At 48.9% G+C, this 26,416-nt stretch carries 25 protein-coding genes, 3 tRNA genes and 1 pseudogene; 18 read left to right on the top strand and 11 right to left on the bottom strand.

Annotated elements, in window-relative coordinates:
* Positions 1 to 150: 150 nt before the first annotated feature.
* Together ACI955_RS14680 and cysS are read left to right on the top strand one after the other, a co-directional pair.
* Positions 151 to 1,827 carry a glutamine--tRNA ligase/YqeY domain fusion protein gene (locus ACI955_RS14680; protein WP_415244491.1) on the top strand — a complete coding sequence of 559 codons (1,677 nt, stop codon included), beginning with the start codon at positions 151 to 153 and terminating at the stop codon, positions 1,825 to 1,827.
* Positions 1,828 to 2,044: 217 nt separating this feature from the next.
* Positions 2,045 to 3,448: a cysteine--tRNA ligase gene (gene cysS, locus ACI955_RS14675; protein ID WP_415244490.1), complete on the top strand. Its 1,404-nt coding sequence runs from the start codon at positions 2,045 to 2,047 to the stop codon at positions 3,446 to 3,448.
* Between the two features lie 34 nt (positions 3,449 to 3,482).
* On the opposite strand, the gene ACI955_RS14670 is transcribed toward cysS, so the two are convergent.
* From ACI955_RS14670 to folD, 3 genes are read right to left on the bottom strand one after another with little or no spacing between them, the layout of a single operon-like run.
* Complete coding sequence (locus ACI955_RS14670; protein ID WP_415244489.1) at positions 3,483 to 3,857, bottom strand: VanZ family protein; 375 nt, start codon at positions 3,855 to 3,857, stop codon at positions 3,483 to 3,485.
* On the bottom strand, positions 3,854 to 4,504 hold the full coding sequence (locus ACI955_RS14665) for a lysophospholipid acyltransferase family protein (RefSeq protein WP_415244488.1): 651 nt from the start codon (positions 4,502 to 4,504) through the stop codon (positions 3,854 to 3,856). The genes ACI955_RS14670 and ACI955_RS14665 overlap by 4 nt, the downstream gene beginning before the upstream one ends.
* Before the next feature lie 14 nt (positions 4,505 to 4,518).
* A complete protein-coding gene (folD, locus tag ACI955_RS14660; RefSeq protein ID WP_415244487.1) occupies positions 4,519 to 5,364 on the bottom strand; it encodes a bifunctional methylenetetrahydrofolate dehydrogenase/methenyltetrahydrofolate cyclohydrolase FolD in 846 nt (281 codons plus the stop codon).
* 171 nt (positions 5,365 to 5,535) lie between these two features.
* Here folD and ACI955_RS14655 point away from each other — a divergent pair.
* The 3 genes from ACI955_RS14655 to ACI955_RS14645 all read left to right on the top strand — a co-directional run bounded on the left by ACI955_RS14655 (position 5,536) and on the right by ACI955_RS14645 (position 5,818).
* Positions 5,536 to 5,612 (top strand) — tRNA-Pro (locus ACI955_RS14655).
* Positions 5,613 to 5,641: 29 nt separating this feature from the next.
* Positions 5,642 to 5,718: transfer RNA gene (locus ACI955_RS14650), tRNA-Arg, on the top strand.
* A 24-nt stretch (positions 5,719 to 5,742) separates the two neighbouring features.
* Positions 5,743 to 5,818 (top strand) — tRNA-His (locus ACI955_RS14645).
* A 333-nt stretch (positions 5,819 to 6,151) separates the two neighbouring features.
* On the opposite strand, the gene ACI955_RS14640 is transcribed toward ACI955_RS14645, so the two are convergent.
* The 5 genes from ACI955_RS14640 to ACI955_RS14620 form a co-directional block, all read right to left on the bottom strand.
* Positions 6,152 to 6,910 (bottom strand): pyridoxine 5'-phosphate synthase, encoded by a 759-nt coding sequence (locus ACI955_RS14640; protein ID WP_415244486.1) that lies wholly within the window; start codon positions 6,908 to 6,910, stop codon positions 6,152 to 6,154.
* A gap of 34 nt (positions 6,911 to 6,944) precedes the next feature.
* Positions 6,945 to 7,514 carry a peptidylprolyl isomerase gene (locus ACI955_RS14635; RefSeq protein WP_415244485.1) on the bottom strand — a complete coding sequence of 190 codons (570 nt, stop codon included), beginning with the start codon at positions 7,512 to 7,514 and terminating at the stop codon, positions 6,945 to 6,947.
* 2 nt (positions 7,515 to 7,516) lie between these two features.
* Positions 7,517 to 8,188, bottom strand: coding sequence for a TIGR04211 family SH3 domain-containing protein (locus ACI955_RS14630; protein WP_415244484.1), 672 nt, complete (start codon positions 8,186 to 8,188; stop codon positions 7,517 to 7,519).
* 84 nt (positions 8,189 to 8,272) lie between these two features.
* Positions 8,273 to 8,572, bottom strand: coding sequence for a YciI family protein (locus ACI955_RS14625; RefSeq protein ID WP_415244483.1), 300 nt, complete (start codon positions 8,570 to 8,572; stop codon positions 8,273 to 8,275).
* 8 nt (positions 8,573 to 8,580) lie between these two features.
* Entirely contained in the window at positions 8,581 to 9,294 is a 714-nt protein-coding gene (locus ACI955_RS14620) for a VC0807 family protein (protein ID WP_415244482.1), read from the bottom strand.
* A gap of 121 nt (positions 9,295 to 9,415) precedes the next feature.
* On the opposite strand from ACI955_RS14620, the gene ACI955_RS14615 reads away from it, so the two are divergent.
* From ACI955_RS14615 to rluB, 5 genes are all read left to right on the top strand, one after another.
* On the top strand, positions 9,416 to 10,255 hold the full coding sequence (locus tag ACI955_RS14615) for a PHP domain-containing protein (protein ID WP_415244481.1): 840 nt from the start codon (positions 9,416 to 9,418) through the stop codon (positions 10,253 to 10,255).
* 17 nt (positions 10,256 to 10,272) lie between these two features.
* Positions 10,273 to 10,902 (top strand): L-threonylcarbamoyladenylate synthase, encoded by a 630-nt coding sequence (locus ACI955_RS14610; protein WP_415244480.1) that lies wholly within the window; start codon positions 10,273 to 10,275, stop codon positions 10,900 to 10,902.
* Between the two features lie 150 nt (positions 10,903 to 11,052).
* Positions 11,053 to 11,919 (top strand): segregation and condensation protein A, encoded by an 867-nt coding sequence (locus ACI955_RS14605; protein ID WP_415244517.1) that lies wholly within the window; start codon positions 11,053 to 11,055, stop codon positions 11,917 to 11,919.
* A complete protein-coding gene (gene scpB, locus ACI955_RS14600) occupies positions 11,916 to 12,641 on the top strand; it encodes an SMC-Scp complex subunit ScpB (protein ID WP_415244479.1) in 726 nt (241 codons plus the stop codon). Before ACI955_RS14605 ends, scpB begins: the two co-directional genes overlap by 4 nt.
* On the top strand, positions 12,641 to 13,432 hold the full coding sequence (gene rluB / locus ACI955_RS14595; protein WP_415244478.1) for a 23S rRNA pseudouridine(2605) synthase RluB: 792 nt from the start codon (positions 12,641 to 12,643) through the stop codon (positions 13,430 to 13,432). The genes scpB and rluB overlap by 1 nt, the downstream gene beginning before the upstream one ends.
* Positions 13,433 to 13,519: 87 nt before the next feature.
* Here rluB and rmf read toward each other — a convergent pair whose 3' ends face one another.
* Complete coding sequence (gene rmf, locus ACI955_RS14590; protein ID WP_415244477.1) at positions 13,520 to 13,723, bottom strand: ribosome modulation factor; 204 nt, start codon at positions 13,721 to 13,723, stop codon at positions 13,520 to 13,522.
* 251 nt (positions 13,724 to 13,974) lie between these two features.
* Here rmf and rlmKL point away from each other — a divergent pair, with 251 nt between their 5' ends.
* Positions 13,975 to 16,158, top strand: a complete 2,184-nt coding sequence (gene rlmKL, locus ACI955_RS14585) for a bifunctional 23S rRNA (guanine(2069)-N(7))-methyltransferase RlmK/23S rRNA (guanine(2445)-N(2))-methyltransferase RlmL (protein WP_415244476.1) — start codon at positions 13,975 to 13,977, stop codon at positions 16,156 to 16,158.
* A gap of 107 nt (positions 16,159 to 16,265) precedes the next feature.
* Here the strand turns inward: rlmKL and ACI955_RS14580 are convergent.
* Positions 16,266 to 16,442, bottom strand: a pseudogene (locus tag ACI955_RS14580) (cold-shock protein); the annotation flags it as partial.
* Positions 16,443 to 16,672: 230 nt separating this feature from the next.
* A complete protein-coding gene (locus ACI955_RS14575; RefSeq protein WP_415244475.1) occupies positions 16,673 to 18,814 on the bottom strand; it encodes a YgiQ family radical SAM protein in 2,142 nt (713 codons plus the stop codon).
* A gap of 173 nt (positions 18,815 to 18,987) precedes the next feature.
* On the opposite strand from ACI955_RS14575, the gene ACI955_RS14570 reads away from it, so the two are divergent.
* From ACI955_RS14570 to ACI955_RS14540, 7 genes are all read left to right on the top strand, one after another.
* Positions 18,988 to 19,479 carry an NfeD family protein gene (locus ACI955_RS14570; protein WP_415244474.1) on the top strand — a complete coding sequence of 164 codons (492 nt, stop codon included), beginning with the start codon at positions 18,988 to 18,990 and terminating at the stop codon, positions 19,477 to 19,479.
* Positions 19,480 to 19,507: 28 nt separating this feature from the next.
* A complete protein-coding gene (locus ACI955_RS14565) occupies positions 19,508 to 20,356 on the top strand; it encodes an SPFH domain-containing protein (protein WP_415244473.1) in 849 nt (282 codons plus the stop codon).
* 50 nt (positions 20,357 to 20,406) lie between these two features.
* Complete coding sequence (gene purU, locus ACI955_RS14560; protein ID WP_415244472.1) at positions 20,407 to 21,261, top strand: formyltetrahydrofolate deformylase; 855 nt, start codon at positions 20,407 to 20,409, stop codon at positions 21,259 to 21,261.
* An 85-nt stretch (positions 21,262 to 21,346) separates the two neighbouring features.
* Positions 21,347 to 22,054: a phosphate regulon transcriptional regulator PhoB gene (gene phoB, locus ACI955_RS14555; protein WP_415244471.1), complete on the top strand. Its 708-nt coding sequence runs from the start codon at positions 21,347 to 21,349 to the stop codon at positions 22,052 to 22,054.
* 12 nt (positions 22,055 to 22,066) lie between these two features.
* Positions 22,067 to 23,365: a phosphate regulon sensor histidine kinase PhoR gene (gene phoR / locus ACI955_RS14550; RefSeq protein WP_415244470.1), complete on the top strand. Its 1,299-nt coding sequence runs from the start codon at positions 22,067 to 22,069 to the stop codon at positions 23,363 to 23,365.
* A gap of 97 nt (positions 23,366 to 23,462) precedes the next feature.
* Positions 23,463 to 24,431: a PstS family phosphate ABC transporter substrate-binding protein gene (locus ACI955_RS14545; protein WP_415244469.1), complete on the top strand. Its 969-nt coding sequence runs from the start codon at positions 23,463 to 23,465 to the stop codon at positions 24,429 to 24,431.
* 123 nt (positions 24,432 to 24,554) lie between these two features.
* Positions 24,555 to 26,416 (top strand): phosphate ABC transporter permease (locus tag ACI955_RS14540; RefSeq protein WP_415244468.1); only part of this gene is annotated, 1,862 nt, incomplete at its 3' end.

Below are 26,416 nucleotides of genomic sequence, written 5' to 3'. Positions count from 1 at the left end.
CTTATAACCGGAAATTAAAGTCGCTATAATACGGCTTTTGGCTGCAGGGCGAAACCGGCGTTAAGCGACTAGCGAATATCCGGTTCAAAATACGTGGCTGCGACTATTGATTTTAAATAGTCTATTTTTTGATCATCTGGAATTTCATCAATGACTGACAATGCACTACCTGGCAATAATTTTCTTCGTGGTATCGTCAAAGAAGACATCGCTTCGGGTCGTTTGAGTGGTGAGCTTGTCACCCGCTTTCCGCCAGAACCTAATGGCTTTTTACACATCGGTCACGCTAAATCGATTTGTTTGAATTTTGGGCTTGCAAAACAATTTGGTGGTCACTGCCATTTGCGTTTTGATGACACCAATCCCGCTAAGGAAGAGCAGGCGTACATAGATGCTATTCAAGAAGATATACGCTGGCTGGGGTTTGAGTGGTCTGGGCCAATTCGTTATGCCTCTGACTATTTTGATACTTTGTATGAATACGCTTTGCATTTAATCCGTGCAGGCAACGCCTATGTCTGTGATCTTAGCGCGGATGAGGCTCGTGAATATCGCGGTAGCTTGACCGAGCCAGGTAAAAATAGCCCCTATCGAGATCGTGGCGCAGCAGAGAATGTGTCCTTATTTGAGGGAATGCGCAACGGTGATTTTGATGAGGGCAGCAAGGTGTTGCGCGCAAAAATTGATATGGCCGCGCCGAATATCAATCTTCGTGATCCAATAATTTACCGTATTCGCAAAGTTACCCACCATCAGACGGCAGATAAATGGTGTATTTATCCTACCTATGACTTTACCCACGGCCAATCTGACGCCCTTGAGGGCATTACCCACTCTATTTGTACGCTTGAGTTTGAGGACCATCGGCCGTTATACGAGTGGTTTATTGCTAACTTGCCGGTGCCCGCGCAGCCCAAACAATACGAATTCGCCCGCCTAAACGTAAACTACACCGTCACCAGTAAGCGTAAATTGAAGATGCTGGTAGATGAAAAGATCGTTGACGGTTGGGATGACCCACGCATGCCGACGATTGCGGGCATGCGTCGTCGTGGTTTTACCCCGTCGTCACTGCGTCACTTTTGCGAGATGGTGGGAGTTGCGCGTAGCGAGGGCGTTGTCGATGTGGCGATGCTTGAACATGCTATTCGCGACGATCTTGACAAAAATGCGCCACGCGCAATGTGCGTGACCGATCCATTGAAAGTGGTTATTAGCAACTACCCCGAAGATAAAGTGGAGTGGCTAAGCGCGCCAGGTCACCCAAATCGAGATGATCTCGGCGAGCGTAGTTTACCGTTTAGTCGCGAAGTCTATATTGAGCGAGAAGATTTTCGTGAAGAGGCCAATAAGAAATTCAAACGTTTAGTTTTGGGTAAGAAAGTACGTTTACGCAGTGCTTACGTGCTACTGGCAGAATCGGTGGTAAAGGACGGCGCTGGAAATATTATTGAAGTTCATTGCAGCTATGATGACACTAGCTGTGGCGCGGACCCGGCCGATGGCGTAAAGCCCAAAGGGGTCATTCATTGGGTGTCTGCCAGCCACGGTAAACAGGCAACAGTGCGAATATACGACCGCTTGTTTGCTCATGAAGCGCCAGATCGCGGTGGCGAAGAATTTCTCGATCATGTAAATCCGACGTCGATGAGCGTGCTGGAAAATTGCTGGATCGAGCCAGGGCTAGCCGACGCGGCCCCCGAGGCTAGGTTTCAATTTGAGCGCACCGGCTACTTTGTTGCCGACAGAGTTGAGCACAGTGCCGCGGCGCCAGTGTTTAACCGCACCATAGCCTTGCGCGATACCTGGAGTGGCGGCGGCCAGTAAAACATGGCCGGGGCTTGGTTTGTGCTGCGGTCCCCAAACTGCTTGCCGATTTATGGTGCATGCATAGCGTTAAGGACGTTTATTGCCGGGCCGGTTAAGCCACGCAATAAACGCGTTTTTCTAAGCTGCTGGTTTTAAGCTGCTGGTTTTACACTACAGGTCTAAGCTCCAAGTTTTAAACTAGTACATTCTCACTAATAAGTTTTAAGCGATTTTTATGACGATTCAGATTTATAACACCCTCAGTCGCAGCAAGCAGCCATTGATTCCGCTGCAAGATGGCAAAATTAATATGTATGTCTGCGGCATGACTGTGTATGACTTTTGTCATCTCGGCCATGCGCGGGTGCTGGTGGCGTTTGACGTCATTACGCGTTACTTGCGAGCCAAGGGCTTTGACGTTAATTATGTGCGCAATATTACTGATATTGACGACAAAATATTGCGCCGCGCCGATGAAAATAACGAGCCGTTTGAGGCTTTAACTGAGCGCTTTATTCAGGCGATGCACGAAGATGCGGCTCGCCTAGATATCATGCCGCCGGATCAGGAGCCCAGGGCGACTGCGCATATCGAAGATATCCTTGCCATGATCGCATGCCTGATCGAAAAGGGCTTTGCCTATGTTGCCGTCAATGGCGACGTTTATTATCGGGTCACATCGTTTGCAAATTATGGAAAGTTGTCGGGTAAAAAACCGGATGAATTGCTTTCTGGTGCCCGTGTTGCCGTCGACGAAGCCAAGGATGACCCGCGAGATTTTGCGCTCTGGAAAGCGGTTAAAGACGATAGTGCGAGCTGGCCTTCCCCCTGGGGAAAGGGTCGGCCAGGTTGGCATATAGAGTGCTCTGCAATGTCTACCTGCTGCTTAGGTGATACCTTTGATATTCATGGTGGCGGGCCCGATTTGGTTTTCCCGCATCATGAAAATGAAATTGCTCAATCTGAGGCGGCAACAGGTAAAACCTATGCCCAAACCTGGATGCATGCAGGCGCAGTTCGTGTTGATAATGAGAAAATGTCTAAGTCTTTGGGCAATTTTTTCACCATTCGTGAAATCCTCGATCGCTACCACCCAGAGGTGGTTCGCTACTTTTTGATTTCTAGCCACTATCGCAGCGCCATAAATTATTCAGAAGACAATTTGGTCATTGCCAAGCAGAATTTGGAGCGTTTCTACCATGCGCTTAAAGGCCTTGAAGTAGCGGCCGCAATTCCTTACGCGGCCTTAGACAAAAGCGATGACTATGTTCAGCGGTTTGATGGTGCCATGGCCGATGATTTTAATGCGCCGGTGGCATTGGCCGTGCTCTACGATCTCGTTCGGGATTTAAATAGCGCGAAAGAGGCAGCCAATCATGATCGCGTTGCCTACCTTGCGCTTACGCTGAAATCGCTGGCCGGCATACTCGGTATTTTGCAGCTTTCGGCGGACGTATTTTTACAGTCGGGCAGTGATGATCAGGTGGCTGCAGAAGACATCGAGGCCATGATTGCTGAGCGAGTGCAGGCTAAAAAAGATCGCGAATTTGGGCGCGCTGATGAGATTCGCAATGCGCTTAAGGCGCAGGGCGTGATTTTGGAAGACAGTCGCGAGGGCACCACTTGGCGCCGAGAATAGCCTCATGGCGAGGCTTTATGATGACGGCAAACGATTATGGCTTGGCGCGGTTGTGGCCAAGCCGGTAGAGCGTTAATAATAGCCAGCCGAATAAATAGCCGCTAACAACTCCCAGGCTATTGGCAATAGCATCCTCAGCGGATGCGTCCCTTCCCGGCGAGAAGTGCTGGGCTAGCTCAATAAGCACACTAAAGGCAATAACGCCCACCGCGAGTTTCAGTCTTGCGGTATGGGTTTTTGCCGCCGGAAAAACCAACAGCATAAACAGGGCGTAGGCAGCGTAATGCTGGGCCTTGTCCCAGACATTAAGCTCGACGGCTTGCTCTGCTGGGAGTAGTGATAATGTTGCTATGCAGAATATGTACAAGCCTGTAAGAATACCATGCAGTGATCTGAAGGGCGGTCTCACGGTGCTTGATAGTCGTCTATTTGCAAATTACTGAGTTGGTTTTGCGCCGCCAGCAGGGCGACTTCGATATCGGGTTCGTCAGCATAATCTTCCATGGCAAAGCGTTCATAGGTAAAACTTACATTGGCAAAGGGCTTGGGGAATTTTGATTTATCCCAGGAGTTCTCAATGCGCCAGCCGTCATAACTTGCTCGAATTAAATATAGTGGCAGTTTGGTTTTTTTGGCGAGGATCATCGCTCCCTGTTTCATTTCGTGCCGCGGGCCCCTGGATCCGTCTACCGCAAAGGCGATGGTCTTACCTTTGCGCGCAGCTCTTAAGAGCTGGAAGAAAGCATCTTTGCCACCGCGACTAGGTGATCCCAGGGCAACCTCGTAATCGTAGCGTTCCATAATTTTGGCAATGGCGTAGCCAAAATGGTTTTGCGAGGCAATGGCGGTGATGCCTTGGTTGCGGAAATAGTGAATTATGGGCATGAGCTCGTCGTGATAAACCGCCATCACGCATGGCTGCTCTATATCGAGATGGTTTTTAAAGCGCAGAGTGTTCATTACCCAAAAGTACAGCTGAATAACTTCGCTCAACAATACCCGCGCAAACTTTTGCGCAGGGCCAATTGTTTTCGGTGGTTTGTTGACCCTTGCCATAATACTTATCCGTGTTAGCCAATGGCTTTTTCGCTAGAATCGACGCTTTGGAAGATAAGAGTATTAATGGTCATTGGGCCTACGCCGCCGGGTACAGGAGTATAGGCGCTGACGCGGTCAATGAGCGGGGCGAGTTCAATATCGCCAACACCGCCTGGATGGTAGCCAGCGTCGACTACTACGGCGCCATCTTTGATCCAGTCTGCTTTGATAAACTCGGGTTTACCAACCGCGCCTACTAAGATGTCTGCTTGTTTAATAAGCTCTGGCAGGTTGGCGGTGCGTGAATGGCAGATAGTGACGGTTGCGTTGGCCTCAAGTAGCATCATGGCCATGGGCTTGCCAAGAATGGCGCTGCGGCCAACAACGACAGCGTGTTTGCCTTCTATGGCGATTTTGTAGTGTTCGAGGATGCGCATAATACCTTTGGGGGTTGCGCAGCCGTAAGCATCCTCACCCATGGCCATGCGACCGAAACCAAGGCAGGTGACGCCGTCTACATCTTTGTGCAGGGCAATGGCGTCGAAGCATGCACGTTCATCTACCTGCGCTGGAACCGGGTGTTGCAATAAAATACCGTGAACATTGGGATCGATATTTAATTCGGCTATTTTTGCTAGCAATTGTTCTGTGGTAGTGGACCCCGGCATCTCTACCGCCATTGAATCCATGCCTACGCGTCGACAGGCGTTGCCCTTCATTTTGACGTAGGTGGCTGAGGCGGGGTCGTCACCGACCAAGATGGTGGCTAGAATGGGTGCGCGGCCATTTGAGCGATTTTTTAAAGCCGTGACGCGGCTTGCCAGTTGTTCTTCCCAGCTTGCCGCCAGTGTTTTGCCGTCTAGAATCAAAGCCGTCATGCAGGTATTTCTCGCAAAAAAAGGTGATTTAAATTAGAGTGTTATTGTCGCATGGGTATAAAGCACTGGCCAACAAATCAATCTAATAATTTTATCTAAAACCGTTGACGAGATAAAAAGGTCTGCGTATCATGCGCAGCTCCTGTAACGGGGCATAAGGGAAACGAAAAACGGGGTATAGCGCAGCCTGGTAGCGCGCCTGCTTTGGGAGCAGGATGTCGGGAGTTCGAATCTCTCTACCCCGACCATTTTCGTAACCTGACGTTCGGACGGTTTTGCGCCCGTAGCTCAGTTGGATAGAGCAACGGCCTTCTAAGCCGTGGGTCACAGGTTCGAATCCTGTCGGGCGCACCACTTACAGGACAGTATTGCTCAATGGTGGCCGTAGCTCAGTTGGTAGAGTCCAGGATTGTGATTCCTGTTGTCGCGGGTTCAAGCCCCGTCGGCCACCCCATTTTTTGATGCCTTTCTAAATAAGTAGTTTATTCGGAATTTTTTGTTCTGAATTGAAGCCTACTCTTATCACGTCATTCTTTGCGAAATTGCCATTGATCAGCGGCGTTAGTTTATTTTTCTAGGCGTTTTAGATCTAAAATTCTGGTAAATGCGCCAATCATAGTCCAGTTTATTAATTAAATAATATTGCTTAGTGGCTAATATTGGCTTCATGTCGGCAGAGCTACGTCTGCTAGCGACAATCAGTAGCTGAGATTTTCATTGCAGTCAGCGTTGATCTTAGTCCCACGCTGAGCGGATTTAGTTAAGAGCTGTAGTCATCAGGAGTGCCTTAGCGCAGGCATTTTAGGTAGGCTTTGATGGAGTTCTCTAGGCCCATTTCAATGGCGTCTACGATAAATGCGTGACCGATAGATACCTCAAGTAAGTTGCGGACACTATTCCTGAACAAAAATAAATTATGCAGATTTAAGTCGTGTCCGGCGTTAAGGCCTAGGCCGAGTTCGGCGGCAGTTTCGCTGGCGCTAATAAACTGGGTTAGCGCAGTTTCTTGCTCCGGTGTGCCAAAGTTTGATGCATAGGGCCCTGTGTAGAGCTCTATTCGGTCAGCGCCGACGGATTTGGCTAGGTGTATTTGGGCTGGATCGGGGTCCATAAATAAGCTAACTCTAACCCCTAGCCCCTGTAGTTCTGCGATGATTGGCGCAATGCGATCGCCGTCTTTACGCAGATCAAAACCGTGGTCTGAGGTAAGTTGGCTATCAGTGTCGGGCACTAGTGTGCATTGTGCGGGTTTAGTAAGGCGGACAATTTCCATAAACCCCGGATAGTCGCTTACCCCATTGCGATCACTTTTTGTTGCCGGCGCAAAAGGATTGCCTTCAATATTAAACTCGACATTAAGCATGCCGGCGAGCTCGTAGCAGTCGTCTGCGCGAATATGCCGCTGGTCTGGCCTCGGGTGTACGGTGATGCCGTTAGCGCCGGCAGCAATGCATCGCGCCGCATGCAGCGCAACGCTTGGGTATTCGGTATCTCGAGAATTACGAATTAAGGCAATTTTATTTAGATTGATACTTAGCGCTGTCAAAATAACCCCTCGCGCCATGGCGCAATATTTTCGCTTACTTAAGTGTTGCACCAATAATTACAATCGCTTCCACGGGAACGTCTCTCATACCGCCGGCAGAGTGGGTCTTACTGATTGCAATGTCGCGGACGACGTTGTGGCCGTCAATCACCTCACCAAACACGGCGTAGCCATCGCGACCCGCGCGTGCATCTAAATTAAGGTTCATGCGCATGTTTATAAAGAACTGAGAGCGGGCGCTGTTCGGATCGTCGGTTCTAGCCATGGCCACGGTCCAGCGATCATTGATAAGTCTGTTGGACTTTGATTCGTTAGCAATGCTCTCGCCATTGGGCTTTTCTATGAGGTCTGCCGTAAACCCGCCGCCTTGAACCGCAAAGCGGGGAATTACACGATGGAATATGGTGCCATCATAAAACCCGCTTTTTACATAGCCTAAAAAATTATTAACAGTGATGGGCGATTTATCAATGTAGAGCTCAATAGTGATATCGCCCTTGGTCGTTTGCAGAACAACGACAGGGTTTGCAGTCTTTTCTTCACTGAAAGCCGACATCGAAAATAGGCTGCATACGATAAACGTTAGTGCGGATAATAATCGCATTATCAATTCCAGTCGGAGCGTCGTTTAGGCATCATGCGAGGCACAATAAGGGCGACCATTACGCCGATAAGTACCGCAAATGCCCCGTTTAAGAAGAATTCATTGTCTTTGTTTTCGCGAAGGCGGGCGTTATCGGTTTTCAGTACGTCTACTTCGCTGCTAAGCATTTGATTTGACTCAAGCAGGCGCCGGTTGTCATCGTCTAATTTAATGCTATTGGCTGAAATGCGTTTAATATTGTCTAACTCATCAGCCAGCGAGGTGTTTTCTAGCTGAAGTTCCTCAACGACGCTATTGGTTTCCTGGCTGTTTTGGGTGGTGTTTTGCAGTTGTTCGCGTAAATCTTTAGTGGCAGTCGTCAGCTCGCCAATTTGTTTGTTGCTGGCTTCTAGCTGGCTGCGGGCGGCGGGCGATGACTGTAAATAATGACTGGGAAGCCAACCCTCAACATCCTTGTCGGTGCGGACCTTCGAATAACCGCTGTCTTCGTTGCTGCTTATCAGTTCGAGCTTTTCGCCGCTGGGGAGGCCGCGGTGAATAATACGGTACTTCGAGCCGTCACCCACGCGAAGCGGTACGTGAATTTTGTCGCTGATGTAACGGGTTTCTGCGATGGATGCACTGGCCAGACTAAACAAAATAGCGGATAAGCCGAATATAATTGATTTCTTCACTGGATTTTCCACGTTAATAAGCTGGGCTAAATATTTAACGTTCAAGGATAAAGCACTTGCTAGAGTAGTTCAATTTTCACTGTGTTACGGCAGTACTTTTTTAAAGGGCTTAACCGTCACTTTGGCGTATACCCCGGCGTCAATATAGGGGTCGATGTCAGCCCATTGCTGGGCCTCTTTTAGTGAGGCAAATTCGGCAACAATCAAACTGCCGGTAAAGCCGGCTTCACTCGGATCTTCACTGTCTATAGCTGGGTGTGGACCTGCAAGTACCAAGCGGCCTTGACGTTTCAGTTCTTCAAGTCGAGCAATATGCGCGGCACGAGCGCCCATGCGCTTACTAAGACTGTCGGCAACGTCTTCACTGATTACTGCGTATAACATAGGGGTTCCTAACGTATTCTGAAAATGTCGTCAAAGCTGAGTTCGGTCAATTTTTCAATTCGCTTGACCAAATAGAACAGCGCACCGAGCATGACTAAGGTGCAAGGTAGGGCAATCACAGGAAAGCTTAGCCCCGTCATTTTGCCTAACTCTGCGCTGTACTCTGCGCTACCCGGTGGGCTGACTAACAGCACCTTGGCCAATATATAGTTGAGCGTTGCCGACAAAAAAAATGAAAACGCGACCAAATAGGTCGCGTTGCGAAGTGCGTTGTCGAACATGGAGCTGTTGTTGTGTTCCTTGAGTGCAGCGCTTATCTTCTCGGTGTATATAACTTCATCATTAAATAGAAAGGTTTTGATCAGTGGGTAGGGGGTGTAGAGTGACACCAAAGTCGCAAGGCCAATAATAGCGGGTATGCTGGCCTCTTTGATGGCGATATATTCCGCGTCTAGTTCTAGCAGGCTGATGCCACCCGTTAATAAGACGCTGATGAAGCCAAGAATAGCAAAAGCATTGGCGCGACGAGTTTTTACAAAATCATAAATACCGAAACCCAATGGGAAGGCGAGGGCAATCACGATACTATAGCGGGGCCCTAGATAGGCTTCGCCACTAAGTTTAGTGAGTATCAGGGTTGGAATAATTATGTTGAACAATAGGTTGACGACAACACTGTGTCGTTGGGGCGTAGCTCGAGGTGTATTTGCCTGCTCCGGCATTGGTTTTCCTGTCGGTAAAGGGTGGATGACGTAATCCGCCCACTATACCCATTTTAATTTTTTACCACTAGCCTAGAGTCTGCTCAAATTGTTGTAGGCGGACCGTAACAGGAGATTTGGCGTGATTGTCGATTTACATACCCATACCACTGCCTCCGATGGCAGATTAAGCCCAGAAGAGTTGATTTTACGGGCGCATGAATGCGGAGTGAAAATGCTTGCGGTGACTGATCACGACACCATCGATGGCTATCAATCGATCAGTGACGCGGTGGCGGGTGACATGCAGCTCATCGCCGGTATTGAATTATCTTGCATCTGGTCAGGCGTTAATATTCATGTGCTTGGCCTGGGGATCGATGTTAGTAGTAGCGAGTTAAAATCAGAGCTAGCAGATCAGCGCGCGGCGCGCGGCGAGCGGGCGAAAATAATTGGTAGTAAACTGGCGAAGTTGGGCTTTGATGGCGCTTATGACGGCGCCTCGGCGCTTGCTGAAGGGCGCGCGATAGGCCGCCCGGATTTTGCCCGTTTTATGGTTGAGGCGGGGTATGTTGACACCATGGCCGCGGCCTTTGATAAGTATCTAGGCGCCGGCAAGGTTGGCGACGTTAAGGCAATGTGGCCGTCACTGGACGCCGTCGTATCGTGGATAACCTCCGCAGGTGGCGTTGCGGTGTTGGCGCATCCGCTGCATTACAAACTAACGAATTCAAAGTTGCGACGCATGCTGGCAGATTTTAAAGAGGCTGGCGGCGAGGGGCTGGAGGTCTGCAATGGTCGTCCGTCACCGAGTGATTTGAACTACCTTCGGCAGCTGTGTATGGATTATGAATTCGAGGCATCGGCAGGCAGTGACTTTCACCAAGCTACTAGCTGGCTTGAACTTGGCTGTAACTCAAATATTGTTGCGCCGTGTAAGCCAGTTTGGGCGCGTTGGCAGCGCACAGAACCACTTGTATAGTTATTAGGGAAGACGCAGTGAGCCAATTTTTTCAAATACATCCAGAAAACCCGCAGGTCCGACTAATTAAGCAGGCAGCAGATATTATTCGTGCCGGCGGCGTGGTGGTCTTTCCAACGGACTCAGCGTACGCGCTGGGCTGTCGTTTAGGCGACAAGTCAGCGCTTGAGCGTATTAGAACGATACGTAGACTTGATGAAAAACATAATTTCACTTTAATGTGCAGCGATTTGTCTGAGCTTGGTACCTACGCCAAGGTAGATAACAGCGCGTTTCGCCTGTTGAAGGCGCATATCCCTGGTCCCTACACTTTTATTTTGCGCGCCACGCCAGAAGTCCCCAAGCGCCTCCACCACCCAAAGCGGAAAAGTGTAGGCTTGCGGGTGCCTGCAAATCAGATTTGTTTGGACCTCATGGCCGAGCTCGGCGAGCCCTTGATGAGTGTGAGTTTGATTCTTCCCGGTGAAGACTTGCCGATGACTGACCCCTATGACATTCGCGATAGCATCGGTAATTTGATCGATCTTGTGATTGATGGGGGATATTGCGGCAGTGAGGCGACATCCATTGTGGATTTAGTCGACGATGTTGCCGTTATTATTCGTCGTGGTTTGGGCGATGTGAGTCAATTTGAGGATTCGCTGTGACCGGCGCCAAGATCAACGTATAATCCCGCCCTTGGTAGATGATATCGTGAGATCTCAGTAACAGTGCAAGATAAACCTTCAGAAAAGCCCATTGCAGAACAGCCTGGGACAGCGCCGAACGCTGAGCCGGGTGTGGCCTCGCCTGATATAATGGCGGGTCGTTTAGAGCCAGTGCCGGTAGCTGCGCTACAAGCCATTGAGATTGTTAGCCTTAAAGCCATTCGTCTGCAACCACAGCAGGGCGAAATGCCGTTTGCGGTTGTGCAGGGTAAACCCCTTACCGAAATCCCTAAAGATTTGTACATCCCACCAGAGGCTCTGGAAGTATTTTTAGAGGCGTTTGAAGGGCCCCTCGATCTGCTTTTATATCTTATTAAGCGCCAGAACCTAGATATTCTCGAAATCAACGTCGCACAGATCACTGAGCAGTACATGCAATATGTGAACATGATGAGTGCGATGCAGTTTGAATTGGCATCAGAGTATCTTCTTATGGCTGCCATGTTGGCGGAAATAAAGTCTCGGATGTTGCTGCCACGCTCCGCAGACGTGCTCGACGATGAAGAAGATCCTCGCGCGCAGTTAATTCGTCGCCTACAGGAATACGAGCGCTTTAAACAAGCCGCAGAAAATATCGATCAGTTACCGCGGATGGGCCGGGATAATTACGCTGTGGTTATTGAACCACCGCCATTGACCAAACTGCGGCCCGAGCCTGATGTAGACTTAAAAGAGCTACTACTAGTGCTAGGTGAAGTGCTGCGCCGGGCTGACTTATTTGAAAGTCATCAAATACAGCGTGAAAAACTATCTACACGTGAACGTATGTCACAGGTTTTGGCGATATTGCGATCGGATAGCTTTGTGCCTTTTGTGACCCTATTTAAAGCTGAGGAAGGGCGCTTAGGCGTTGTTGTTACCTTCCTCGCAATAATGGAATTGATTAAAGAGTCTTTGGTAGAAATTGTCCAATCAGAGGCCTTCGCGCCAATTCACGTAAAAGCGAAAGTTATATGACTCCGGATTTACAGCAATTAAAACGAATTATCGAAGCTGCGCTGATGGCCGTGGGACGGCCCTTATCGCTGCAGCACATAGCAGAGTTATTTAGCGCTGAAGAGCGTCCAACGACTGGTGATATTCAGGATACGCTCAACACCATAGGGCAAGACTACGAAGGCCGCGGTTTTGAACTCAAAGTTGTCGCCAGCGGTTACCGCTTGCAGGTCTGTGAAGACCTGGCTCCTTGGGTTGGTCGATTATGGGAAGAAAAGCCTCAGCGCTATTCTCGCGCCATGCTAGAAACTATTGCCCTTATTGCCTATCGTCAACCGATTACTCGCGGTGATATTGAAGATATTCGGGGCGTTGCAGTGAGTTCGCACATTATTAAAACAATGTTAGAGCGCGAATGGGTGCGTGTTGTCGGCCACAAAGACGTGCCAGGGCGGCCGGCAATGTATGCAACAACCCGGAAATTTTTAGATTACTTCAATTTGCGTAATTTGGATGAGCTGCCAAGCTTAGCTGAAATTACTGATCTGGATAATCTTAACGGCGAGTTGGAGTTAGACACAGGTGAGTTCACTGCGGAAGACGCGGGCAGCCAAACTGATCAATCAGATTTAGAAATCAAAACGGAAACAGATTCTGAAGCTCAAAGAGCGAGCGACGCTGATAGCGACGTAATTGACGATGAAGTTTACGATAAAGAATACCCACCCGAGACCAATTTTTAATGATACAAACTGATGAAAAGTTACAAAAAGTGCTGGCTCGTGCAGGTTTGGGTTCACGTAGAGAAATGGAAAAGGTCATTAGCGAAGGGCGTGTTCTTGTCGATGGCAGGGCAGCTACGCTGGGTGACCGGGTCACTGGCGGGGTTAGAATTCAAGTTGACGGCAAGCCTCTACGCCTAGATGCGGGTGCTGCCAAGCCGCGTATTTTGCTATACAACAAACCGGAAGGCGAAATATGTAGTCGTAAAGACCCTGAGGGTCGACGTTCGGTATTTGACCGTTTACCGCGCTTGCAAGGTGAACGCTGGATTTCAGTAGGACGCTTAGATTTTAATACCACCGGTTTGTTGTTGTTCACAACCGATGGTGATTTGGCAAATAAATTGATGCATCCCTCAACCACCATTGAGCGTGAATATTTATGCCGCGTAATGGGTAATGCCAATGAGGATGTGATAAAACGGTTAAAAGAAGGTGTGCAATTGGAAGATGGTTTGGCGCGTTTTACCGACGTGGTTGATGGCGGCGGCGAAGGCATTAACCATTGGTATTATGTGGTGATCATGGAAGGCCGCAACCGCGAGGTACGGCGCCTGTGGGAATCGCAGGAACTCCAAGTTAACCGATTGAAGCGGGTACGTTACGGAACGGTTTTCATCCCGTCAAAAGTCAAAGTGGGGCAGTGGATAGAGCTTGATGACAAAGACATTGGCGACGTATATGGCATGGCAGGATTGCCAATGCCAGTCTCTGATGCGCCCGCAGGTGGTCGAGGTCGTAGAACTCGGTAAACAGGTGAGCGGAGGTGGCTTGTTGGCCCAGAACGAAGAAAAGGCCCTCAGGGCCTTTTGTTGTAGTGTTAATGCTCGACTACTTGCTTAGTGTATCGCCTGCTTCTCAAGAGCGGTTGCCGTATCGATACCATCCCAATGATCGGTGCGGCCTTCTCGCCAGCCTGTCATCCACTCCTGTTTAAGTTGCTCCTGACTATGGGGACAGTTGTCTTTTTGCCTGCCGGATATGCCGGCTTGGTAGCCACGTTGAAATGCTCTTTCTGTCATATCGCGTTTCTGTCTTCTCATAGGGCGTTAGCCTCCACGTATTTAGGTCAGCATGTCACTACGGTATCTCTTATTCGCGCAACAATCGGTTTTCTGTCACCATCGCGATGCATTGTGCCGCGATAGGATTCTTATGTAAGCAAACTTTCATACTCTTCGTCGAAGACCTATTACTTATAAGCTTTGCGGGCTTTAGATGTAAGCAGTATAAGAATTTAACTTGTTGTTAACTATATTGAAATTTTTCATCACTAGTACCCGGTAGAGAATTTATGAGTCAAAAGCACCCTTTTATTGCCACCTGCCCTAAGGGCTTAGAGCAACTCTTGGCTTCAGAAATTGCCGCGCTTGGTGCAGAGGTTGGACGCGAGACGGTGGGCTCGATCAGCTTTGTGACAGATGTTGCCACTGCTTATCGAGTTTGCCTGTGGTCACGTTTGGCGAATCGAGTTCTGCTCGTGCTCACCGAGTATCGCGGCGAGAATGCGGACGCAATCTATGACGGTGTAAAAGCCATAGAGTGGAGCGAGCACTTCTCGGCGACAAGCAAAATCACCATTGATTTTAATGGCCAGTCTGATGATATTCGCAATACCCACTTTGGTGCGCTAAAAAGCAAAGACGCAATAGTTGATTATTTTCTGGCCAAGGGTGAGCAGCGCCCCAGCATCGATAAAGACAACCCCGATGTGCGGATCAATGTTCGGCTTCGTAAAGGCTACATCACCATTGCAGTTGATTTGTCAGGCGAAAGTCTACATCGCCGGGCCTATCGAACCAGTGGTGCAATGGCACCCCTGAAAGAAAACTTGGCGGCGGCATTATTGCTGCGAGCAGATTGGCCTGGAATGGCAAGTCGCGGCGGCGGTCTTATTGACCCCATGTGTGGCTCGGGAACTTTGCTTATTGAGGCCGCTATGATGGCCATGCAGATTGCTCCTGGTTTACTCCGCAGTCGCTGGGGCTTTTTAGGCTGGCTTGGTCACGACCAAAATGCCTGGGACCAGCTTTTAGAGGAGGCGCAGGCTTTGCGCGCTAACTCTACGGCCCGTGATTGGCCTGAAATTCGCGGTTATGATGCCAACGGTAAAGTGGTTGCCCAAGCCGAGGAGAATATTGACAATGCCGGCTTGGGGCGCTTTGTGAAAGTGTCGCGGCGTGAGCTGGCGCAACTTACTATGCCGACCCATAGAACATTGCCTGAGGGCTTATTAATTACCAATCCACCTTACGGTGAGCGCTTGGGTGAGCAGGCAGAGTTATTGCATCTATACCGTCACCTTGGTCAGGCGATGACAGCGCATTTCATGGGCTGGCAGGCGGCCATCTTTACTGGCAACCCCGATCTTGGCAAGCGCATGGGGGTGAGAAGTTATAAGCAATACCAATTGCTCAATGGCACCATTCCGGCAAAATTATTGTTGTTTAACATCAATGCAGATGCAGTGGTAATAGAGCGTGATCAGGCGTCTAAACAGCAGGATAAAAGTGCGGTTTCTGATGTGCAACTAACGGCTGGTGGGCAGATGTTTGCCAACCGCCTTCGCAAGAATATGAAGCGCCTGAGTAAGTGGAGAAACAAGAACGATATTGAATGTTATCGCGTCTACGACGCCGACATGCCGGAGTACTCCGTTGCAGTGGATTGCTATGGCAGCGCTGTTCATATAGCTGAATATATGGCGCCGGTGACTATTTCAGAAGAAGATGCAGAGCGTAGGTTGCGAGAAGTCATTGAGGCAGTGAGTCAGGTGTTTTCAGTATCTGCTGGTAATATCGCCATCAAAGAGCGCAGACGTCAGCGTGGCAAAGATCAGTATCAGCGGCAGTCGCCGCGCAACTCTTTTATGGAGTTAAAAGAAGGTCAGGCCAAGGTCTTGGTCAATCTCTTTGATTATCTCGATACCGGCTTATTTCTCGATCACCGACCAGTGCGCTTAGATATTGCGGCTCGCGCAAAGGGTAAACGGTTTTTAAATTTGTTTAGTTATACCGGCGTGGCGTCTGTGCAGGCTGGGGTTGGCGGCGCACGTTTTACCACGTCGGTGGATATGTCGAAGACCTATCTGCAGTGGGCAAGGCGTAATCTGTCATTAAACGGCCTTAGTGAGGATAGGCATAGAACTGAGCATGCGGACTGTCGGAGATGGTTGAAATCGTGTGAAGACCAATATGACCTGATTCTATTAGACCCGCCCACATTTTCGAATTCAAAACGAATGGACGATGTATTGGATGCCCAACGCGATCACAGCGAATTAATTGACGACGCCATGCGCTGCTTGGCGCCCGATGGCCTGCTAATATTTTCTACCAACAAACGTGACTTTAGCCTAGATGATACGGTGGACCAGAACTATAAAATTGAAGATAAAACGCGCTGGTCTCTCGATGAAGATTTTTCGCGGGGCGGGAAACCTATTCATCATTGCTGGTATATCGAGCATAAACAGTAGTCTGAGCTGCGAATCGGCTATTGATAGGAGTGTTTAGCCTAAAGGCGTTTATAAGGGCTTTGAGGGAAGTAAAAACAAAGCGGCGGCTGAAGGCCGCCGCGGCTACGTCAAGGTATTGTCATATCACTTGCTTGAGGAGCTTTTGGGCCTGTAGTTACTTCAAACTCAACGGCTTGGCTTTCGGCCGGAGTTTTAATGCCTGAACCGCCAATGGCGCTAAAGTGAACAAAAACGTCTGGGCAGGAGTCTTGTTCAATAAAGCCAAAGCCTTTAGTTTCGTTAAACTATTTTACTTTTCCGGTGCTTCTGGGCGCCGTGTATTCCTCGCCTACTAGTTGCCTGTTTGGTGCTTGAGCTGAGATAGGCAGGGACTTATGAAATAGAACAAGGTGCTAAAATAGACGTCGCAGTGCTATAAACATCAAACCAAGCTGCATTCCAAGCCAGCAAGGTTATTATATACATCTCCAAAAGTACAAAAGAAAGACTTCTGCACTTATAAAAAAGATTTTTTTTATTTTGTCGTGCGCGGGGGTAAGCCGGTGTGCTGGGTCATGATTCTTCGTCCCTTAGCTTTTTTCGGCGTCCAGTTCATTGGTTGACGCGGTGGCACCAAGTGCTTTTTACCGTAGCCGATAAGGTCTTTGCGACCCATGCTAAGTAGTGACTCTCTAAGCGAAGGCCATCCCTCAGGATCGTGATAGCGCAGGTAAGCCTTGTGCAAACGGCGCTGTTTTAGGCCTTTCGCGCTAACTACATCTTCGCTGCTGCGAGACACCTTTTTAAGGGGATTTTTGCCGGAGTAATACATGGCGGTGGCATTTGCCATTGGCGAGGGATAAAACGCTTGTACTTGATCGGCCCTGAAACCGTTGCCTTTAAGCCACATGGCGAGGTTAAGCATATCTTTATCGGTAGTCCCTGGGTGGGCTGCAATAAAGTATGGAATTAAATACTGCTCCTTCCCCGCTTGTTTCGAATATTTATCGAACATCGCTTTAAAAGTGTTGTAGCTGCCCATACCCGGCTTCATCATTTTTGAAAGCGGGCCTTCTTCAGAGTGTTCTGGTGCTATTTTTAGGTAGCCACCTACGTGATGAGTCACTAACTCTTTTACGTACTCAGGGGTTTCTATGGCTAGGTCATAGCGCAGGCCTGAAGCAATTAGCACTTTTTTGACGCCCTCTAAAGAGCGCACATCCCGATATAAATCAATCAAAGGTGTTTGATCGGTGTTCAGGCTTTTACAAATACCCGGATAGACGCAAGATAGTCTGCGGCAACGTTGTTCAATTTCGGTGCTTTTACAATTTAAGCGCCACATATTAGCCGTTGGGCCACCGAGGTCGGAAATAACGCCAGTAAATTCTGGGGTTTTATCGCGGATCTTTTCAACTTCTTTAACAATCGATTCGTGTGAGCGGCTTTGAATGATGCGGCCCTCATGTTCGGTAATTGAACAGAAGCTACATCCGCCAAAGCAGCCACGCATAATATTGACTGAAAATCGAATCATGTCATAGGCAGGGATTTTCGCCTTGCCGTAAACGGGGTGCGGCTTGCGCTGGTAGGGTAATTCAAATACCCAGTCTAGCTCTTCGGTGGTAAGTGGAATAGGTGGTGGGTTGAGCCATACCTCTTGGTCACCGTGTCGCTGAACGAGCGCGCGGGCGTTGCCCGGATTAGTTTCGAGATGAAGAACTCGGGCGGCGTGCGCATAGTTTACCGGATCTTTTTTAACAAGCTCATAGTCTGGTAAACGGATGACGGTCTTTGCCGTGTCGGTACCGATTTTGCGCGCTTGTAACGGGTCTATAATACGAACCGTTTGAACCTCTTCGGTAACCTTGGGCTCTTCTTCATTCTTTTTACAACTTTCGGTCGCACTAGTATCTACGTAGGGGCTGGTGATGGAGTCAATTTTACCTAGCTGATCCACGCTTGCTGAATCGATGACCGTCCAGCCGCCGGGGATATTGCCGATCACATACGCTGTGCCGCGCAAGTCGGTAATAGAGTCAATGGTGTCACCGCGACCAAGACGGTGGGCAACGTCGATAATGGCGCGTTCAGCATTGCCGTATAGCAGCAAGTCTGCACGGGAATCGAGGAGGACTGAGCGCCGTACTTTATCACTCCAATAATCGTAATGTGCTATGCGGCGAAGGCTGGCTTCAATGGAGCCGATAACAATAGGGGTGTCTTTATAAGCTTCGCGGCAGCGTTGGGAATAGACGATAACGGCACGATCAGGTCTTTTACCACCTTCGTTATCTGGCGAATAGGCATCGTCATGGCGCAGGCGCCGATCCGCTGTGTAGCGGTTAATCATCGAGTCCATATTGCCAGACGCAACGCCGAAAAATAGATTGGGCTCACCGAGTTGTTTGAACGGCTCCGCCGACTGCCAGTCTGGCTGGGAAATAATCCCGACTCGGAAGCCCTGCGCCTCCAGCACGCGGCCAATAACCGCCATGCCGAAACTGGGGTGGTCGACATAGGCATCACCGGTCACAATAATAATGTCGCAACTATCCCAGCCGAGGGCATCCATCTCTTTCCGAGAGGTTGGCAGGTAATTAGCGGTGCCGAAACATTCGGCCCAATAGGGGCGGTGGCTAAATATGACTTTTGGAGTTTGCATAACTGATGACATGGTGCTGACACAGAATTCTGAATGGGTGGGCATTATACGTGATAATGTGACTTCCTGCTGGCTTCAATGGTCTTCTACGAAAATATAAAATCGCGAAGTAAGTGCTTGAATAATTTAAGAAATGGTTGGTAAATAGATGTCATGTTAATGGGCGTTTTGCAAAGGGGCACAAAATGGAGTGGTTAAATACCAATATTGCGTACTGGCATTGGATGGTTTTTGGTATGTTACTGGTGGCTAGTGAGATTTTTGTTCCCAGTTTCGTGATGATTTGGTTTGGCGCCAGCGCTATCGCAGTGGGGCTGATAATGGCGGCTATCGATATGCCATTCAGTGTTCAATTGCTTGTTTGGGTGGTGATGTCGGTGATTGATTTGGCCATCTGGTTCAAATTTGTGCATCCGAAAATGAAAAATAAAAGCTTGGCTGGAATGTCCCGTGAGCAGGTCGTAGGCCAAGAGGCCATGGTGATTAAGCTGGGTTCAGAATTTGGTCACGGTACACTGCGATTTTCTATTCCGATGTTGGGTAGCGACGAGTGGGAATTCATCTGTCGCGATCCAATTTCAGTCGGTGACCGGGTGGCAGTTGAAGATGTGTCTGGTAACTCGCTTATAGTGAAACTCGCTAGTGGTCGCGGGCAGTCATTAAAAGAATCAGTTTGAAAAAATACTTCATTTGGGGAGATAGGCGATGGAAGGCTTGATAGTTGTAGTGGCGTTGGCAATACTCACGATGGTGACCTTGGCAAAAGGTGTGTGCACCGTGCCGCAGGGTTATAAACATATTGTGCAGCGCTTGGGTAAATACCATGTGACGTTAAATCCGGGTTTGAATTTTATTATTCCCTATGTTGATACCGTCGCTTACAAACTCACCACCAAAGATATTGTGCTTGATATCCCCTCGCAGGAAGTGATCACTGAAGACAATGCGGTCATCATCGCGAACGCGGTGGCTTATATCAATATTGTGTCCCCTGAGAAGGCGGTCTACGGCGTAGAAGACTATATTTTTGCTATTCAGAATTTGGTTCAAACAGCCTTGCGGTCTATTATCGGTGAAATGGCATTGGATTCGGCGCTGTCATCTAGGGACCAAATCAAGGCCAAATTAAAAGCGGCAATTTCTGATGATATTGCCGACTGGGGTATCACCCTTAAAACCGTGGAAATTCAGGATATCAATCCGTCCATGACAATGCAGTCTGCAATGGAAGAGCAGGCCGCTGCAGAGCGCCAGCGTCGCGCGGCAGTGACTAAAGCCGAGGGTGAAAAGCAAGCTGCAATTCTGGAGGCAGATGGTCGTTTAGAAGCCTCTCGTCGCGATGCTCAAGCGCAAGTGGTATTGGCAAAAGCAAGTAGCGCGGCGATAACCCTGGTCTCGGAGGCCGTTGGTGATAAAGACTTGCCTGTTCTGTATCTTTTGGGTGAAAAATACGCGGATGCACTGGTGAAATTATCAACCTCTACGAATGCTAAAACCGTGGTGTTGCCCGCCGATTTACCGCAGGCTTTGCGTGGTATTTTGAACAAGGCATAACAGCGACTTAACGTTTTTTTATGTTTGACGAGAAGGACTAGACAGGTTTCATGGATCACACTTATCGTTTGGTAATTAGCTGCCCAGACCGGGTTGGGATCGTTGCACGAGTTAGTCAGTTTGTCGCTGATCAAGATGGTTGGTTAACCGAGGCAAACTACCACGCGGACGCGGAAAATAACTGGTTTTTTATGCGTAACGAGATTCGCGCCGATTCGCTGCGTATGGGGGTGGACGCCTGTCGTTTAGCCTTCGCACCAATCGCTGCAGAATATGGCATGCAATGGGAATTAGTGGATTCTTCGGTGAAGCGCAAAGTGGTGATCTTGGCCAGTCATGCCTCTCATTGTATTGCCGATATATTACACCGCTGGCACAGTGGAGAGTTGGATTGCGATATTCCCTGTGTGATATCTAATCATGAAAACCTGCGGAGCATGGTGGAGTGGCATGGCATTCCTTTCGAATACGTAGCCATAGATGCCGATAATAAAGCCCCCGGACATGCTCGCATCATGGCGCTGACCGGCGAGTATAAGGCTGATTGCGTTGTACTAGCGCGCTATATGCAAATCATTCAGCCTGAATTTTGCCGTGAGTACACTGGTCGAATGATCAACATCCATCACAGTTTTTTACCGTCATTCATTGGCGCAAATCCCTATCAGAAGGCTTTTGATCGAGGTGTGAAGCTCATCGGTGCAACCTGTCATTACGTGACGGAGCAGCTTGATGAAGGCCCGATTATTGAACAGGATGTCATAAGAGTGTCACATAGGCACAGCAAAGACGACCTAGTTAGACTGGGCAAAGACGTAGAGAAATCGGTGTTGGCACGGGCCCTGAGAAACCATCTGGAAGACCGTGTGCTTGTGCTCGGTAATAAGACCGTCGTGTTTGATTAATCCACAGAAAAGCTGTTTGTCATAAAATTGTCACTAAATGCCGTTTTAATGCTGCTTACAAATATTTTTAAAAAAGGGTAGACGGATGACAGCAACCACCATACTGATTGTCGACGACGAGGCTGCAATTCGGGAAATGATCCGTGTTGGGCTTGAACTAGCCGGCTATGAGTGCCTGGAGGCAAGTAATGCCCAGGATGCGCACGGTATTATCGTTGATCAGCGCCCAGATCTAGTGCTACTAGATTGGATGATGCCTGTTACTAGTGGTTTGGAGTTGTTGCGCCGTTTGCGCAGAGATCAGCTCACCCGCGATCAATTAGTCATTATGCTCACCGCTAAAGATGACGAAGACAATCGGGTACAAGGTTTAGATGTTGGTGCCGATGATTACATCACCAAACCGTTTTCCTCGCGGGAGCTGATGGCAAGAATTAAGGCAATATTGCGACGTTCGACCAGCCGTGAAGAGGAAGAGACGATAGAAGTCGGCGGCTTAAAATTGGATCCTAGCAGCCACCGCGTCTTTGTCGACACTCAGCCGTTGGAAATGGGGCCAACAGAGTTCAGATTATTGAAATTTTTTATGACCCACCAAGAGCGTGCCTATAGCCGCGGGCAATTACTCGATCAAGTTTGGGGGAGCAACGTTTACGTTGAAGAGCGTACCGTCGATGTGCACATCCGTCGCCTTCGCAAAGCCTTGCAAACAGATGGGCGCGATTGCGGTTTGTTGATCCAAACAGTGAGAGGCACGGGTTACCGCTTTTCTACCACCGGTGTCCGCGCCTAGCGAAAATAATTAATGCGCTACTACAACTGGAAAACAGAATTATTGCGCATCAGTCTACCTATTACGGCGGTGGCTGGGGTATGCGAAATCTATGGTTTGGGAATTTGGCCGTTATTTGTCACGGCGCTACTGGCGTGTGCATGGTTGTTAAGGAATCTGCAGCACCTGTCAGACTGGCTCTACAACGGTGCAGACAAAGAGCCTCCGGAGGCAATGGGTATGTGGGGGCAGGTTCTTGATGTTATTTATGATATGCAGCGTGACGCTACGCAGAACACCGCAAAATTACAGTCGATGATTGACTACCTTCACTCGTCATTTGCTTCAATGTCAGATGCCGTCGTGATGCTAGACTCGTTGGGTAATATCGAGTGGTGCAATGATTCTGCCCATGACCTGCTGGGCTTGCGGAAGTCTGATGATACTGGCCGCCAACTGATTAATCTGATTAGAAGCCCGGAGTTTTTACGGTATTTTGAGGGTGAGCACTATCAAGCGCCTTTAGAAATGTCGTCGCCGGTGAATGGTAATTTGAGTATTAGCGTTAGCTTGAGCTTCTTTGGTCAGCGCAACCGCTTGCTATTTGCCCGTGATGTGACAAGAACCCAGCGGTTAGAACAGATGCGCAAAGATTTTGTTGCGAATGTTTCCCACGAACTGCGTACTCCGCTTACAGTGATAAACGGTTATCTTGAAACTTTTTCTGACCACGGTGGCGACAACCCGCGTTGGGATCGCGCGGTAAGCCAGATGTTGCAGCAGTCTCGGCGCATGCATATGCTGATTCAGGATCTTTTACTGCTGTCGCGTCTAGAGGCGTTGCCGAAGGCGGGTGACGATACGGTTATTCGACTCCGCTCTTTAATGGGAATGATTAAAGAGGAGTGCGAGTTAGCTGCAAAAGGCACTCGTCGAGTTGTTATTGAGTGTGACGACACTATTGGAATCAGTGGCAATGCTAACGAATTACGTAGTGCGTTTTCAAACTTGGCAGTCAACGCTGCCCGCTATACCTCGGAAAACGATACGATCACTCTGCGTTGGTATAAGGATGATGACCACGCCTATTTTGAAGTGAAAGACACTGGTATAGGTATAGAGCCACAATATATTCCGCGCCTTACTGAGCGCTTTTATCGTGTTGATCAAAGCCGCTCTATAGATACCGGCGGCACGGGGCTTGGTTTAGCGATTGTTAAACACGTATTAATTAGGCATCGCGCCGAATTACGTATTCGCAGCGTACCAGATAAAGGTAGTGTATTTAGCTGTGTTTTCCCTAGGTCGGCTGCGGTGCCAGTCTCCTTGTAATAAAAGTGTATTTTTGCCTTTTAATCGTCACAAACTTGTCATAATTGGGCTATAGAGTGGCGGCGTGGAAGTAATTGTTTAGTTTGGGAGTGGGTTTGTGAACATTAAACAATATTTGGCCGTCAGCGTTGTGGTGTTAACGTCGATGACTGCAGTGGCGTTAACAGAAGTTGATGCCGCGCTGCCAGATTATGTTGCCGCCTCGGGGGTGTCAGGTAATTTGTCTAGTGCAGGTTCTGATACGCTGGCAAACCTGATGACTTTATGGGGCGAGGATTTCAAGCGCTTTTATCCCAACGTCAATGTTCAAATTCAAGCCGCGGGTTCGTCAACGGCGCCGCCAGCTTTGACCGAAGCTACCTCAAATATCGGGCCGATGAGCCGTAAAATGAAAGACAAGGAAATTGAGTCCTTTGAAATTAGATACGGTTACAAGCCAACAGCTATACCGGTTGCGATCGATGCCTTGGCTATTTTTGTACATAAAGATAATCCTATTAGCGGAATGACAATGGCGCAGGTGGATGCGGTGTTTTCTAGTACCCATAAATGTGGTCACGCCGATAACGTAGAAACTTGGGGTGGTTTGGGAATGCGCGATGCATGGACAGCGCGCGATATTCAAATGTTTGGTCGTAACTCGGTGTCTGGTACTTACGGGTACTTTAAAGAAAAAGCACTGTGCAAAGGTGATTTTAAGAATGGCGTGAATGAACAGCCGGGGTCGGCATCTGTGGTGCAATCTGTGTCCACATCAATTAATGGTATTGGTTATTCTGGCATCGGTTACAAGACCTCCAGCGTACGTGCTATTCCGCTCGCAAAGGATAATAAAAGCGGTTTTGTAGAAGCTAATGCAGATAATGCGACGGCGGGTAGGTATCCGCTGTCACGTTTCTTGTATGTCTACGTGAACAAAGTGCCCAACCAGCCACTAGCACCGTTAGAGCGTGAATTTGTAAAGCTTGTGCTATCTAAGCAGGGACAGGAAGTTGTTGTTAAAGATGGCTACATTCCCCTGCCAGCCAGTGTTGCTGAGAAAGTTAGGGCTAAGCTCGCGCTATAGCTTAACTGCGTTGGTAATTAAGGTGCCGCCAGTGTAGATGTCGTATTTTGAATGTGACAGCTGTCATTAAAATGAGAAAGAATGGCCATATTGTGTTTGTGAGTTTCCCGAGAGCTAGAAAAAATGAGTCAATCTGAGGTACGAGCTACCGCTTCCGCCTACCGCAAGTGGCGCCAACTGAAGGACGGTATAGCTACCGCAACCATCACTGCCGGCGGTGTCGGTGTATTGCTCGCAATATTGCTCATCTTTTTCTATCTTCTTTACGAAATCATGCCCTTGTTTCAGCCTGCATCGATTCAGTCAGAAACCCAGTTCCAGACCAATAGCACCGCCTCTGCCTTGTATCTTGCGATGGAAGAGCAAGCCGAAATTAGTTTTCGGCTTGGGCGTAACGGTGACGCAGAATTTTTTCGCTTAAGCGATGGTAACTTACTGTCTGAAACCAAGTTGCCCTTGAAAGGGGCGGATATCCTCAGTTTTGCACTGGAGTCAGAAGATAGTCGTATTTTTGCACTGGGTTTGAGCGACGGCAAAGTGCTCATTGCCAAGCATGACTACCGAACAAGTTACCCAGGCGGTGAGCGTCTTATTACTCCTATTCTGCGTTTCCCTTATGGTGATAAGGCCTTTCTATTGTCTGAAGGGCGCCCGCTTGAGGAGGTTGCCATCAGCGATAACGATGACGCTTTAATGATAATTGGTGTTACGGATGGCCAATTATTGGGGCGCCGTTGGGTTAAAGAAGAAGACTTTCTCAGCGAGGAAGTCACCTTAAGTGAACAAGATGTGTCACTACCTGTTTTGGATATTATCCCCAGCCGGGTGCTAATTGGTCCTGGCCAGCAATGGCTTTATGTATTGGCCGCTGACGGTGGTTTTCGCTTAATCGATCTGCCAGAGCAGACGATTACGGATCGAGGCTATCTTTTTGATAACGGCAAACTGAGTCAGGCGCGATTTTTATTAGGTGGTATTTCTTTATTGGTTGCTAGCGACCATGGCTCGGTGGGCCAGTGGTTTGTTGTAAGAGATAAGGAACGCGAGTCTGGCTATAAACTGCAGCCGGTTCGACAGTTCGATATTCCCGACGGTGGCAGTGCCGCCTTGGTGACTGAGCATCGCCGCAAAGGCTTTGTCAGCGTCGACGACCAAGGCAAGCTCGATTTGTTTTACACCACCTCGCATCGGCGATTATTGAGCGAGAATCTCGATGTTGGAGCAATTCGCGCGATGGCAATTTCGCCGCGTGCCGACAAAATTTTAGTGGAAAATAGTGAAGGCGAACTTGCAAGCTTTGCCTTGCACAATGAACACCCTGAATTGTCGTGGACTGCCTTGTGGAGCAAAGTTTGGTATGAGAGCTATTCCGAGCCGGACTACGTTTGGCAGTCGTCAGCATCCAATAATGATTTTGAACCAAAATATAGTTTTGCACCCTTGGCCTTCGGCACCCTAAAAGCCGCATTCTATGCGATGCTGATTGCCGCACCACTGGCAATCTGTGGTGCTATTTATACAGCCTACTTTATGGCGCCGGCGCTGCGCCGTAAGACCAAGCCCTTAATCGAATTAATGGAAGCCCTGCCGACTGTTATCTTGGGCTTTCTAGCAGGTTTGTGGCTTGCACCGTTTATTGAGAAAAATTTACCGGCGATATTTTCGCTATTTGTTTTTCTACCTATCGGTATTTTAGTGTTTGCCTGGTCGTGGTCACAACTGCCGTCATCCTTCCGTCGCCGGATTCCAGACGGTTGGCATCCGCTGCTGCTTGTTCCTGTGGTGCTGGCGGTAGTGTTGGGATGTGTAGAGCTCAGTGCGCCGATAGAACGTGCCTTTTTTGGCGGAGATATGCGTACGTGGTTAACCAACGATATTGGGGTTTCTTTCGATCAGCGCAATGCCTTAGTGGTTGGTATTGCAATGGGCTTTGCGGTGATCCCGACTATTTTTTCGATTGCTGAAGACGCCATTTTCTCAGTGCC

The sequence above is a fragment of the Zhongshania sp. genome (assembly GCF_047636175.1).
GTDB lineage: Bacteria > Pseudomonadota > Gammaproteobacteria > Pseudomonadales > Spongiibacteraceae > Spongiibacter.
The sequence above is the reverse complement of the archived record's forward strand: the minus strand, read 5'-3'. Positions and strand labels throughout refer to the sequence as shown.

What these genes read in the sequence shown, in the direction of transcription:
- phoR (WP_415244470.1), top strand. Translation starts at nt 22,067, where the DNA reads ATGCGCTACTACAACTGGAAAACAGAATTATTGCGCATCAGTCTACCT.
- ACI955_RS14635 (WP_415244485.1), bottom strand. Translation starts at nt 7,514, where the DNA reads ATGCGATTATTATCCGCACTAACGTTTATCGTATGCAGCCTATTTTCG.
- rlmKL (WP_415244476.1), top strand. Translation starts at nt 13,975, where the DNA reads ATGAGTCAAAAGCACCCTTTTATTGCCACCTGCCCTAAGGGCTTAGAG.
- scpB (WP_415244479.1), top strand. Translation starts at nt 11,916, where the DNA reads ATGACTCCGGATTTACAGCAATTAAAACGAATTATCGAAGCTGCGCTG.
- purU (WP_415244472.1), top strand. Translation starts at nt 20,407, where the DNA reads ATGGATCACACTTATCGTTTGGTAATTAGCTGCCCAGACCGGGTTGGG.
- ACI955_RS14680 (WP_415244491.1), top strand. Translation starts at nt 151, where the DNA reads ATGACTGACAATGCACTACCTGGCAATAATTTTCTTCGTGGTATCGTC.
- folD (WP_415244487.1), bottom strand. Translation starts at nt 5,364, where the DNA reads ATGACGGCTTTGATTCTAGACGGCAAAACACTGGCGGCAAGCTGGGAA.
- cysS (WP_415244490.1), top strand. Translation starts at nt 2,045, where the DNA reads ATGACGATTCAGATTTATAACACCCTCAGTCGCAGCAAGCAGCCATTG.
- ACI955_RS14665 (WP_415244488.1), bottom strand. Translation starts at nt 4,504, where the DNA reads ATGGCAAGGGTCAACAAACCACCGAAAACAATTGGCCCTGCGCAAAAG.
- ACI955_RS14575 (WP_415244475.1), bottom strand. Translation starts at nt 18,814, where the DNA reads ATGTCATCAGTTATGCAAACTCCAAAAGTCATATTTAGCCACCGCCCC.
- phoB (WP_415244471.1), top strand. Translation starts at nt 21,347, where the DNA reads ATGACAGCAACCACCATACTGATTGTCGACGACGAGGCTGCAATTCGG.
- rmf (WP_415244477.1), bottom strand. Translation starts at nt 13,723, where the DNA reads ATGAGAAGACAGAAACGCGATATGACAGAAAGAGCATTTCAACGTGGC.
- ACI955_RS14570 (WP_415244474.1), top strand. Translation starts at nt 18,988, where the DNA reads ATGGAGTGGTTAAATACCAATATTGCGTACTGGCATTGGATGGTTTTT.
- ACI955_RS14620 (WP_415244482.1), bottom strand. Translation starts at nt 9,294, where the DNA reads ATGCCGGAGCAGGCAAATACACCTCGAGCTACGCCCCAACGACACAGT.
- ACI955_RS14605 (WP_415244517.1), top strand. Translation starts at nt 11,053, where the DNA reads ATGGCGGGTCGTTTAGAGCCAGTGCCGGTAGCTGCGCTACAAGCCATT.
- ACI955_RS14625 (WP_415244483.1), bottom strand. Translation starts at nt 8,572, where the DNA reads ATGTTATACGCAGTAATCAGTGAAGACGTTGCCGACAGTCTTAGTAAG.
- ACI955_RS14565 (WP_415244473.1), top strand. Translation starts at nt 19,508, where the DNA reads ATGGAAGGCTTGATAGTTGTAGTGGCGTTGGCAATACTCACGATGGTG.
- rluB (WP_415244478.1), top strand. Translation starts at nt 12,641, where the DNA reads ATGATACAAACTGATGAAAAGTTACAAAAAGTGCTGGCTCGTGCAGGT.